We start from the raw sequence: 12,161 nt of genomic DNA on the forward strand, positions 1-12,161 counted from the left end.
CAGTGCGTTTTGCACCAAAACGCACTGCATTTTGGTGCAAAACGCAAGGTAAAAAGGTACAAAACGCGAGGTGAAATGGTACAAAACGCAGTGCAAAATGCTGCTAAACGCAAGATGGAAAGCATGAATATTCACAGCAATGGTATAAACAAAACCTTTTGTCACCACCAAAATCATGCCTGAAAAGGGTGAAATAGGGGGTAAAAAGTGGGTTTTTAGGTGTAAAAAGCGTGTAATTGGACTTGAAAAATTTCGGGCTTACAACCAAACTAGAAAGGTAAAATGGTGCAAAATGCAGGTTGTATGCTTAAAAACGGACAATTTAAAAGACGTGAAAGGCTAGAAAAAGTACAGATTTACCTACTTTACGGCCTCTATTTTCACTAGAACGGTGCGAAAATTAGGGCGGTATTGTAAAATAAAAGATAATAATTTGAGTTTTTAAGTTCATGTTTTTTTGAGTTCGTAAGTTTTTGAGTTGATAGGTTTGAGAGTTTGTGCGTTGATGAGTTCGTGAGTTCGTGAGCTTGTGAGTTGATGATTTTTCAAGCTGACGAGTTTGTTGTGTACTGATGTTATAGTCAAACATAATTGGTTATAGCCAAACATGATTGGTTTTGGAAAGCCATAGTTTCATCGTAAGCAAACCAAAGTGTCTTTTTTCCCGTGTAAGGGTTTGTTGATGCGAGGCTACGCACGTATGGCATTCTTATGGCAACAATTACCCCAAGGCAATTCTGTTTGATTATCATTCTGTGCAGGCAAATGTTGATAGCCGTTCTAAACAACCGTAGGTAATGCGTTTTGTCGCAATGTGGTTGAGAGTGGCGTTGCCTTGCTTGGAAAAAGGAAATTGGCGTTCGCATCTCTTTATCAGAGTACGAACGCCGATTTTAGTTGTTTGCTATAACGTTTATCGCGTATTGCGCATGTGCTTGTGGTTAGCTTAGCTTGCCCTCGTGCACAATGGCCTGCACAACAATCTCGCGTTTCACGGCATTGTTGAGTATCTTAGCTGCAACGGCCGAAACGTCGGCAGGCGTTAGGGTGCTGAAAATGGGGTCGACAGCGGCGCTCTCTTCGGGCGTTATGGTCTCGCCTGTTTGGGCATATATGCCTAATGTGCCCATCCACAACATGGGATTTGTAGCCATATCGGGCGAGGCAGGCGTTTGTTCGTCTACCGCCAAGGGCACAACTGCGGCCTTAAACTCGTCGGCCGAGAACTTGCCAAGGCGTACATCGTTGAGCAAGGCCTTTACCTGAGCCAGCGCAGTGGCAACAGATGCACGCGCTGTTGATAGGTGTATGCTGAGTGTCTCGGCTGTTTCGGGTTCCGAAACGTAGTCGGCCTTCACACCAACCGTGTAAGTTAGGTGCTGTTTCTCGCGCAATTCGTCGAAATACTTGGTTTCCAAGATGCCACGCATCACTTGGAATGCGGCTCGCTCTTTGTCGGTTAGGCGCAGGTTGTTGGCAAACGACAGCTCAATCTCGGCCAAATCGCCCTGCATTTCCACGTTGAAGGTGCGCTTGATGAGGGGCTCTTTCGATGCAAAGTTCATCGCCGTGGGTGCTGGTAAGGTTTGTTTGGGGTCGCCTTTTAGCGAGCCCAAATACGTTGTTGCCAGCTTTTTAGCCTGCACTTCGGGCAAGTCGCCAACGATGAAGTAGGTGTAGCGCGCCGCATTGCCGAAGTGGGCGAAGAATTGTGTGGGAAGTTCGGCGAACTGCATGCGGTCGAAGAAGGCCTCGTCTTGTTCGGGGTTGGCCTCCGAGGGCGGGAACAGCAGTCGGCGAATAGAATCTTGTGCAGCATCCATACCTTCGAGTGCGCGGTTGGCGTAGAGATACTTGCTGCGCTGAACATACTTTGAGAACACGCTTTGAGAGAAGTCGTGGCGCGACAGTATGAGGTTGAGGTAACCGAAGAAGTTGTCGGCTTGCGCAACGGGTGCACTGCCCGACAAGTCGTCGGAGTAGTCGCCAGGCGACATGGTAAGGTCAATGTCTTTGCCTTGCAGCCACGATGCCAACTGGTTGCGGTTGTATCCGCCCACGCCCGTTTGCATCAACTGATTGCGCATGCCCATGTAGCTGGGCAATTGTTGGGGCGTAACGGCAGCGCGTCCGCCAGGGGCTGTGGCCGAGAAAAAGAGCATTCCTTTGGCTTGTGGCAGGTACTTGTAGATTACGCGTGCGCCGTTAGACAGTTTCCATTCCTTGGCGGCAAGCTTAGATATGGCCTTTTCGCTTACAATCTTGCCTGCAACGATGTGGCTGAGGTCGAGTTTGGTCAGCGTGTTGTCTGGCGCAACGCCTATGGCTGGCGTCTCGCTGCTTTTTAACGCCGCGAGGAAAGTGCCCTCTGACAGGTCTAACTCGTTGGGTTTACGCTCGTAGGTGATGAAAGCCAAGTTGTTATGATCGAGCAATTTGGCCAGCCAGGCGTTAAAGTCTTCCACTTCTTGTTCAACCAGCACTTCGATATTGCGCTGAATTTGCTCGCGAAAGTCGCTGATGGGCGTTCCGTAAAGGAAGTTTTGTTTCATCAGGTTGAACACATTGTCGGGTGTTCCCAGTCCCTTAGCCTCCAAAGCATCCTTCATTCCTTGGTACATTTCGCTCTTTTCGGCCTCGAATTCCTTACTCGAAAAGCCTTCGCTTGCTATTGCTCCCCTTACGTCGAGCAGCTGTTGCATGGCCTGATGTGCGTTATTGGCATAGGGAACAACATCCCATGCCACTTGAGCAAAGCCGCGTACGAGGGGCGAAAGACTTACGGATGCAGCGATAAACGCTTCGGCATCGGCGTTTTTAAGACGGGCAAAACGGCGTGGCGCCAAGGTGTTGAATATGCGCGTGAAAAGGAAATTGCGCGTGCCCTCCTCGGAATTGGGGTTGTTAGGCAGGCGCACACGTTGGTAAAGACCAAACGAGGGGCTCTTGTTCTCCTTGTCAACGAACTGCATGTACAGCGGTTGAGCATTGTCGCCGATTTTACGGAGTTCGGCATCGTAGGGCGTTGCCTTCTTAGGAAGCGACGAGAGGGTGGCTTTGATGGTGCGTTCGGCTTGGTCGAGGTTTACGTCTCCTATGATAGCTACGAACTGCAACTGCGGTCTGTACCACGTATCGTAGAAAGCGCGCACGTCTTTGGGCGTGAAGGAGCGTAGGCGAGCCTCGTTGCCAATGACGTTGCGGTAGGCATACTTCGAGTAGTTGTACATCACTCGTGCCGTGCTGTCGGTGATGCGGCGGTCTATTCCCTCACGTCTGCGCCATTCTTCCATAATAATTCCGCGTTCTTTCTCAACGTCGGCGGGCTGTATCTTGATGCCATGACACCAGTCTTTGAGCAGCAAGTACATCTTGCCCATCAGCTGTGCGTTGGCCGTTGGCACATTGTGTACGGCATAGCGCGTATCGTCTACACCCGTAAAGGCCTCGAAGTCGGTTAGTCCGTTGGCTTTAAGGAAAGCCATAACGCCCCCAGGGAAGTTGTCGGTGGCATTAAAGGCCAGGTGTTCCAAGGCGTGAGCCAAGCCCGTTTGGTTGTCGGCCTCGTTCACTGCCCCCACGTTTTGGTAAAGATAGAACTGTGCCTCGCCAGGTGTTGAGCCGTCGTTATATATATAATAGGTAAGCCCGTTGGGCAGCTTACCCGTTCTTAGTACCTCGCTTTGGGCGTAGGCCTGTTGCGCCAAGCCGATGGTGGCAAGGCACAACATGGCCGTACGCATGCGTCGCGTTAGGTTTCTTAGCGTTGTGTTCATACGGACTTATTTTTCTAGTAGCTCCAAAGTGGCCAGTTTATGCTTGATGGCGTTCTGCACCATAGCTTGCGGCATCTCCATGTTCTGCATTCTTAGCGACTCGGCATAGCCTTGGTTGTAGCATTCGCGCGCCTTAGCATAGTTCTTCAGCTCACGATACGAGTCGCCAATCATCACGAGATAGTTTACGCGTTCCATTATTGCGCTTTCGGCTTTCAATGCTTGTTCCACCCATTCGATGGCTTGTTTGTGGTCGTCGGCCGTTAGTTTCTTGCCGGCAGCGTTGTAAAGGTCTTGTGCAGCCTTACCATAATCGGCCGGTGCAACCTTGTCGCCCATCTTTTGCAAGAGGGTTTTCATGTCGCGAATGTAGCCTTTCACGTCCTTATTCTTATAAAGATTGTACAGCGCATCGTAGTAAAGCTTTGCCCTTTCGTAGGCGGGCAGCGTGGGCAGAGCGGCAACTTCGTATGCCTTGGCATACTCGTTCTTTATCTTCTCCACGTATTGCTTGTACTTGTCGCTGCCTTCTTTCACCAGTTCTTCGGCCCAAGCGTCGTTCGCCATCACCACATAATAGGCTGCGGGCGTGCCAATGGCCGCCTTCCACGCGTCTAGGTTCTGGTTGATAAAGTCAACCATCTCTTGTTTATGCGCCTTATCGTCGTTTCCTTCAAGGTTGTAGATAATGGCGTAGTCATCTTTGTTGATGAGTTTCGGGCCTTTCTTGGCGGCGATATAGCCCTTGTAAAGCTTTTGAATGCGCACAACCCACTTGTCGGCATCCATTCCTTCTTGCGCTGCAAGGAAGTTCGGGGCCTTCATCAGCAACTGTTGTTGCACTTCCAGGTCGTTGGGATTCTTCTTATAGGCATCGTATAGCTGTTCGAAACTTACGCCTTCGCCGGCCACAACCTTTGCCGCTTCAAGCAAATCCTCTTTTCCAAGGGCGCCAACGTTCACGCCAATGGTTCGTCCATCGGGCGCAATGAAGGCCACAGTGGGGTAAGCCTCCACCTTATATTGCTTGGCAATCTCCTTGTTTTCGGGCTTTTCGGCATCTACTTGCAAGCTGATAAACCGGGGGTTGAAGTATTCGCCCACCTCAGGGAGCGTGAAAACCTCCTTGGCCATGCGCTTGCACGGCACGCACCACGTGGCATAGAAGTCTACAAAGAGGGGTTTGTTTTGCTTTTTTGCCTCGGCTAAGGCTTCGTTAAACGAACCCTTGAAGAACGTTATGCCTTGTTCGCCCTGTGCCTTGCATAGCAGGGCAAGCATCATGAGGGGCAATAATATCAGTCGTTTCATAATCTTTATGGGTTTTGTTGTTCTGGTTTGGGCTCGTCTACGCCAACGATGATGGTGTAAACGTCGCTGATTGTTTGCGAATGCCCATCGTTATAAACTCTTAGCGAAAGGGTGTAACGTCCGCTGTTTGGCAGTTCGGCCACGCCTTCGTGCATCAATACAATCATGCCGCCGTCTACTTTCAGCAGTCCCTTTTGGGCTAAGGCCTTAAACTTTTCGGCATCTCCGCCTTCGGTGGCCTTAACGTCGGCCAGTTCGAAATTAATGGGGTTGGTGCCTGCTACGCCCTGTATGCGGTACGACACCCAGGGCCGATGGTCGTTATAGCGCAGGGTGCTGGCATGTGGGTTGTGGTACACGTTGAGCGTGTCGGGGCTGAACGATGCGCCCTCCGTTCGTAGAAATCCTACGGGCATGGTGTTGCAGGCAGCCACCGCCATGGCAATGAAGGCCACTGCAAAGAGCGCGCGAGCCAAATTATATATCTTCTTCATGTGTTAAAAGTCGCTTAGTCTGAAATCATAATCCATTGAATGCACCACGCCCGTAAGCGTTTGAATGTTGCTCGATGCCACGGCACTCTCTTTACTTGCGTCTAACGAGGTGACATAAATCCGCTTAGGGCCAGCTCCCGGCACGCCGTTGTATGTGTCGTTGAAGGTGTAAATCCAAAACTTCTTGCCCGATGCCATGTCGAATGTTTCGCCACCAGTGCCGATAAGCACGTTGGGGTCGCTGCTTTTTCGCCCAGGTTTAAAGTCGTCGAGCATCTTGCGCTGGGCAAGTAGGCCGTTAAGCACGAAGGCTTTGCAGTCGTCTACGGGTATATCGTTTACGGTTTTCATGCCGTTTCCTAAGATATAGGCGCGTATGCTGTTGCTGGTGGCGCCGAAATAGGTGATGTCTTTGCCGTAAGAACTGGTTCCTTTGAACACGTCTTCTAGTCCGGCGCGCGTAATCATCTGTTGTAGCAGTTTCCAATTGTAGGGGTCTTTGCTGAAATAATCCCACATTGTGCAGTCGTGCACGCCGTAAGATTCGCCCGTATCTTCGAAATTGTATTGCGTGCAACTCACCGATATAAGTGTCAGCAAGCATGCCGCAGCGAAAAGTTTAATGCGTTTCATTTTCTATTTCTTTCTGTTTGAGGCCGCCGTCTTTACTTGTTGTTGCGGCGGTCGCGGTTAGGAAATGTTGCTTGTTGCCTTGCTTATTCGTATCGTTGCCAATACGTTTTCTGGCGGATAAGCTTGTTAATGGGGTTTCCGTTCTTATCAGTCTTGGCGTCGATGGGCAGTGGAAGGCCCAAAGCACCGCCGCGCATGTCGCTCAAAGTAAGGGTGGTGAACTTGCCCGTCAGCTCTTCCTTGATGTAATTGTTGCGGATGATGTCGGCGTAACGCGCATCGTTCTCGGCGATAAATTCGCGTTCGCGTTCGCGGAAGATGGCTTTGCGAAGTCCCTTCGTGTCGTTGGCCGAGGGATAAGCGGTGGCTCCTGCACGATTACGGATAACGTTGAGGTCGGCAATGGCCTGCGCATCATTACCCAATTTGGCCGCACATTCGGCGCGGAGCAGGTAGAAGTCGGCCAAACGCCAGTACACATAGTCGGCATTTATTGAACGATACAGCTTGCCCGACGACGATGTTTGGTCGGGATCGAGCACGGCTGTGCGGAACTTATAGGGTATGGCGTAGTTATGGCCGCCAACAGTGTGGTCCTGATCAAACTTGTAGAAGAAAGCCGTGCGGCGCAAGTCGCCCGCATCGGGGTAAAGCTTGCTGATGGTTTCCTTGTAGAGCTTAAACTTGGGGTGCGTGGCGATGTCGGCCAGTGTTTGTGTTTCGTCTACCGGCCAACATACAAAGCCTTCGGCCACTTTGTTGGGCGAGAAGGTTTGTCCCGAGCGTGCTTTGTCGTAGAAGAAACTGAAAATGGCCTCGGGATTGGTCTTTTCGGGCGCGGAGAAACATTGGCAAAGCTCCTCTGGCGTGCTGCAAAGGCTGTAATCGCCCACTTGTTTGTTTATCAGCATGGTGGAATACTCCATCGACTTGGTGTAAGCGGCCTGTGCGTCGCCCTCCAATTTCAGCAGCTCGATGATGCTCCCTTTCCACGCATAAAGGTGTGCCAGCAGTGCAGCACATGTTCCTTTGGATGCCGTTTGCCTGTTGGTAATGGGCGTTCCGTCCATCTTACGCAGCTTGTCGTAGGTGGGCAACATGTTGAAAGCCTTTGTGGCGTGGTCGATGGCAGCGTTTATCACGTCTATTCGCGACGAAGTGGCGTACTCCTTAATCACTTGAGAGTTCTCGGTGATAACCGCGTCGTCGAAACGTTGCGCCAAAAGGAAGTAACAAAAGCCCAAACCGAATTCGGCCTGCCCCAAGTAGTGGTTGCGGCGGTCGTCCCTAAGGTCCTTAGCGCGATGGATATTGTCTACGATGACGTTGGCGGAAAAGACGATGTCGTAGAGTTCTTTCCACGATTGGTTTTGCCCGATAACTCGTCTCGGGTTCCAGCGGCGTATCTCCATGTCATCTTGCAGTGTGTCGACAAACATCCCAACGGTGCAAAACGTGTTGTTGTTGGGTGCGTAGATGTTGAGAAAGTATTCAACCGAGGCGGTGGCAGAGTTCACTCCTGCCTCGTTGTTGAACGATGTGTCGTATGTTTGCGCATTCTCAGGCAGTATGTCTAGGCTGCAAGACGTTAGTGTGCATGCCATGAGTAGCGTTGCGATGCTTATTTTTTTCATCTTTCTAGAATTTCACGTTGAAACCAAATGTAAGTTTGCGGTTTAGCGGATACTGTGAGCCGTCGTCCTTACCCGTATAGGGGTCGATAACTTCGGGGTCCAAACCAGAGTAGTTGGTGAGCATGAAGAGGTTTTCGCCCGAGAGGTACACGTTGATGCTCTTAATGAACTTAGACTTGAACCAGGTTGCGGGGAGGGTGTAGCCCAACACCAGCTGTTTCAACCTAACGAAACTGATGTTCTCGATGTTCGAGTCTACATTGCCGTCGAAGTGTCCCAAGTAACCTGGGTCGGCAAACTCTAAGGAGGGTTTCGTGGCGTTGGGATTGTCTTTGCTCCAATATTCGTTGGCTCTGAAATGGGCCATTAGGGGATTTACGCTCTTGTTAAAGGTGAACGCACTGTTTTGAACCATGTTCATTACCTTGCGGCCAAGCACGTAACTAAACAGCACGTCTACGTTAAAGCCCTTCCAATCCAAGTGACCGTTGATGCCGCCGTAGGCTGTGGGCAGGGTGCTTCCGGCATAATACAGGTCGCTGTTGTCTATCTTACCGTCCTTGTTTTGGTCCTTAATCTTCCTACCGCCAACGCGCAAGGGATAGTTGGGGTTGCCAAAGTAGAGGGGCAAGCGTGCGCCCGTCTGACTATAATAATAAGGTATCTGGCTCTCGTCTTTTACTATTCCCTCGTCTTGGTAGGTGTAGATGCCGTAAACGGGTCGGCCCAACACCTTGTCGTTGAGGTCTTCGCCGTTATCTGTCTTGCGGAAAAGGTTGCGGTTGTGCGACACGTTGAGGCCTACGCTCAGGTTAAGGTCCTTGCTGCGGATAAGGTCGGCTTGCACATCAAACTCGATACCTTCGTTAGAGATGGCCGAAACGTTGTCCCAAACCTTGCTGGTATAGAAGAAGTTGCCCGGCAAGTATTTTTCCATAAGCAGGTTGCTTGAATACTTGTAATAGTAGTCGAGCTTGAATTTCAGCCTGTAATCCAACACTTGCAGGTCTAGCCCCACGTCGTACTGGTCGCTTTTTTCCCACGTGAGGTCTTTATTGGCTAATGCGGCGGGAACCAATCCCGCAGTGCCGTTAAACACATCGGTTTCTGAAAGTGTGCCCAATGCCAGGTAAGGCTCTTGGAACTTCTGGCCCGAGCGTCCCCACGAGGCACGCAGCTTGGCAAAGCTAAGCCACCACAGCTTTTTCATGAAACGCTCTTCGCTGAACGCCCAACCCAAGCCCACTGAGGGGAATGTGCCCCAACGGACATTGCTGCCGAAGACGGAAGAGCCGTCGCGGCGAACGGAGAACTCGCCCAAATACTTCTTGTTGTAGCCGTAGGCGGCACGCCCAAGGAAACTGAGCATGGCCTGGTCTTCCTTGTTCGAGTCGAAATTTCTCGCAGGTTTGGCGTCTCCGCTGATGTCTTTAATCAGTGTGGGCCATCCCTCGCCAACGTATTTCACTTGGTTGGTGGGGCCACCCTTTGCCCATCCGCCGATGCTTTGCATCAAATCGTAGTTGTAAGTAACACCTGCCATCAGTTCCAACTTATGCACTTGGGGCAGGGGCACATTGTATGTGGCGATGTTTTCGGTTTGAAGGTTGGTCATTGCGGCGTTCGAACCGCGCGCCTCCGACAGGTTGTCGTACATCAAATAGCTGGGGCGGAAGATGTAAACGCGCGTAAAATAGTGGTCGATCGATGCCGTGGAGGTAATCCTCAAACCCTTTATGGGCGAATAGTTAAGGCCGCCGTTCAGTCGCAGGTTGTAGTTCGAGTTGGTTTGGTCTACGTCGCGCAGCTGTTTCACGGCCTCGCGTTCGGCCGTACTGCCTTTGCCGGGCAGCACGCTGGGGGTTTGCTTGGGGTCGAACGTAAGCCCCTGAACGCGCCCGCCCGAACCAGCGCTTTGGTTGGTGTAGGCCATGTTTAAGCGCACAAATACATCGAGCTTGGTAGAAAGCTTAAAGTCGAGGTTTGTGAGCAAGCTGTAACGGCGGAAGTTGGAGTTAATCATAATGCCCGTTTCGTCGTACACGCCTGCATTGGCCATGTAGCGCATGTTTTCGGTACCGCCGGCTAGTTGCACGTCGGCTTTGGTAACGCGGCCTAGCCTAAATCCGTACTTCCACCAGTTGGTGCGGTTGTTGTAGAAGGTGTTCAGCGAGTCTTGCATGATGGGGCTAATCTTCCTGTCGCCTGTCATCACGTTTCCGTTCCGCCACAAGTAGTCCATACCTCCGTCAAGGTCGTCGCCCCATCCCCATGTGTCGGCATAGTCCTTAGGCATCACAATGCCGTCGGTAGCGGCATCGTAGTGTGCCGAGCGGTATTTCTTGGCCAACATCAGGGCGATGTCGCGTTCGGCCTTTCCGATGGTTTGTTTGGGCGTTGCGGGCAACCACGATAGGGATTGCGATACGTTTACCTGTATTTCATTGCGCCCGGCCTTACCTTTTTTGGTGGTGATAAGGATAACGCCATTACCTGCACGCGAACCATAAAGCGATGCCGAGGCAGCATCTTTCAGCACTTGCACGCTCTCGATACTAGATGGGTCCAACCCGGCAAGGGCGTTAATGCCGCCCATGTTTTGGGGGTCGTTGGCCACGGGCACGCCGTCTACCACGTAAAGTGGCGTTCCGTCGTTTGCGCCTTGCTGGTTGAGCGAGCTAAATCCACGTATGGTTACTTTCGAACCGCCGCCACCTGGCGAGCCAGACAGGTTGGTTACATCTACACCGGCAATGCGTCCTTGCAGCAAGTTTTCAAGACTGGGCGAGGGAACTTTCTGCAAATCCTCTGCTTTTACCGAGCCGATGGCTCCCACTTGCTCGCGTGTGTTACGCTTACCATAGGCAATGACGGCCACTTCGCCCAGCATCTTTTCTGCCGAAGGCAACAGCACGCTCAACTCGCGGCGCGCATCATACTTCACGGTCTTGGTGTCGAACCCCACGCTCGATATGGTTACGTCGCCCTCTTGGCGGTCAACCTTCATGGTAAAGTGCCCGTCTAGGTCGGTGGTAGTGCCTTGTGTAGTGCCTTTAATCTGCACGGTGGCAAACGAAACGGGCTGTCCGTCCTTGTCTTTCACAAGTCCTTTAAGGGTAAAAGCCGTTTCTTTGTGTTGTTCCATGCGGTAGACGTTGATTTTCTTTCCGTCTACGTTGTAGGCGAAAGCGGTCTTGGCCAGCAAGCTTTGCACAGCTTGCAGGGCATCTACGTTTTCAAAAGAGATAGTTACCGTCAACGTGTCGTTTCGCACGTCGTCGGTGTAAGTTACTTCATAGTCGCCTTGTCGCCCCACGAAATCGAGGATGCTGGCTAGCGGCTTGTCCTTAAACGAAACCGAGATGCGCTTGCCCTGAGTCTGGGCTATTGCCTCGGTGGGTAGGAGTGTGGCCAAAGCCAAGGCTCCTAAGAACACTGCAAGTAGATAGCGTTTCAGATGTACTGCCATACAATTAGTTTATAAAGAGTGATGATATTTACTTAATACAGGTAAGACATTGATTAAATTACAGTTTTTGAACGAGCAAAGGCCATACAAACGGCGCATTGTTCGCGTGTAGTTTCAGGGCGGCAAATATAGTAAAAAAACCGCATAAAAATAAATCTTACAAAAAAATATTCTTCGTTTTTACCTTTTTTCACATCAAAAGGCGCACTTTTTTAGGAGCAAAGAGGCGGTTAAACGGATGCAAAACTAACAATTTGTGCAATCGATTGGCATGCTGTCACTGTTGGATTTAGCTTTCCTCATAGGTAAGTTTTACGCCAAAACTTCTTTTGTTGCGACACACTGGGCGATAAATGTGATGCAAACGCTACTTGTTTTGCACGCCATATGGCGAAGTGGGCTCGACTTTTATTGTTTCTGTAAATCGAAAGGAGTTTGTTGTCTTTGTGAGGTCCGCATAGGATAAACGCGCCGCACATGTACCAAGCGCAGGGCTAAGGTGCAGAAGTAATCTCAACTTTTAGTGTTTTCGTAAATTAAGCGGGGTTATTGCCTTTGTGATGCCTGTACAGGATAAACACGTCGCTCATGTACCAAGTGCAGGACTAAGACACGGCGAAATCCGAAGTTTAGCTGCATTTGTCTGTGGCAAAACGTGGCTGTGTATCAAACAAGGTAACCTGGCGGAAGTCCTCTCAATCCCTTCTTTGCAAGTTGAAAGCATCTTTCCTGCGGCTCAAAATGAGGAAAACGTAAAGCGCACTTCTTTATGTTTTTTATGATCTTATGTCGAAATGGACGTATTTAGGTCGCAATACGAAAAGATGAGCGATTAACTCCTTCA

Annotated in this window: 6 protein-coding genes; all 6 read right to left on the reverse strand. The window is 50.7% G+C overall.

Going from position 1 to position 12,161, the window contains the following annotated elements; translation table 11 throughout:
- Positions 1-941: 941 nt before the first annotated feature.
- Positions 942-3,776: a M16 family metallopeptidase gene (locus HMPREF2955_RS05770; RefSeq protein WP_070721748.1), complete on the reverse strand. Its 2,835-nt coding sequence runs from the start codon at positions 3,774-3,776 to the stop codon at positions 942-944.
- Between the two features lie 6 nt (positions 3,777-3,782).
- Positions 3,783-5,087: a thioredoxin family protein gene (locus HMPREF2955_RS05775; RefSeq protein WP_070721750.1), complete on the reverse strand. Its 1,305-nt coding sequence runs from the start codon at positions 5,085-5,087 to the stop codon at positions 3,783-3,785.
- A gap of 5 nt (positions 5,088-5,092) precedes the next feature.
- Positions 5,093-5,581 (reverse strand): hypothetical protein, encoded by a 489-nt coding sequence (locus HMPREF2955_RS05780; protein ID WP_070721751.1) that lies wholly within the window; start codon positions 5,579-5,581, stop codon positions 5,093-5,095.
- Between the two features lie 3 nt (positions 5,582-5,584).
- Entirely contained in the window at positions 5,585-6,214 is a 630-nt protein-coding gene (locus HMPREF2955_RS05785; protein ID WP_070721753.1) for a fasciclin, read from the reverse strand.
- 83 nt (positions 6,215-6,297) lie between these two features.
- Positions 6,298-7,848 carry a RagB/SusD family nutrient uptake outer membrane protein gene (locus tag HMPREF2955_RS05790; RefSeq protein WP_070721756.1) on the reverse strand — a complete coding sequence of 517 codons (1,551 nt, stop codon included), beginning with the start codon at positions 7,846-7,848 and terminating at the stop codon, positions 6,298-6,300.
- A gap of 4 nt (positions 7,849-7,852) precedes the next feature.
- Positions 7,853-11,317, reverse strand: coding sequence for a SusC/RagA family TonB-linked outer membrane protein (locus tag HMPREF2955_RS05795; RefSeq protein ID WP_070721757.1), 3,465 nt, complete (start codon positions 11,315-11,317; stop codon positions 7,853-7,855).
- Positions 11,318-12,161 lie beyond the last annotated feature (844 nt).

It is taken from the genome of Prevotella sp. HMSC073D09, assembly GCF_001814145.1.
GTDB lineage: Bacteria > Bacteroidota > Bacteroidia > Bacteroidales > Bacteroidaceae > Prevotella > Prevotella conceptionensis.

Bases quoted from the DNA above. Each gene is read 5' to 3' on its own strand.
- HMPREF2955_RS05770 (WP_070721748.1), bottom strand. From the start codon at position 3,776: ATGAACACAACGCTAAGAAACCTAACGCGACGCATGCGTACGGCCATG.
- HMPREF2955_RS05775 (WP_070721750.1), bottom strand. From the start codon at position 5,087: ATGAAACGACTGATATTATTGCCCCTCATGATGCTTGCCCTGCTATGC.
- HMPREF2955_RS05780 (WP_070721751.1), bottom strand. From the start codon at position 5,581: ATGAAGAAGATATATAATTTGGCTCGCGCGCTCTTTGCAGTGGCCTTC.
- HMPREF2955_RS05785 (WP_070721753.1), bottom strand. From the start codon at position 6,214: ATGAAACGCATTAAACTTTTCGCTGCGGCATGCTTGCTGACACTTATA.
- HMPREF2955_RS05790 (WP_070721756.1), bottom strand. From the start codon at position 7,848: ATGAAAAAAATAAGCATCGCAACGCTACTCATGGCATGCACACTAACG.
- HMPREF2955_RS05795 (WP_070721757.1), bottom strand. From the start codon at position 11,317: ATGGCAGTACATCTGAAACGCTATCTACTTGCAGTGTTCTTAGGAGCC.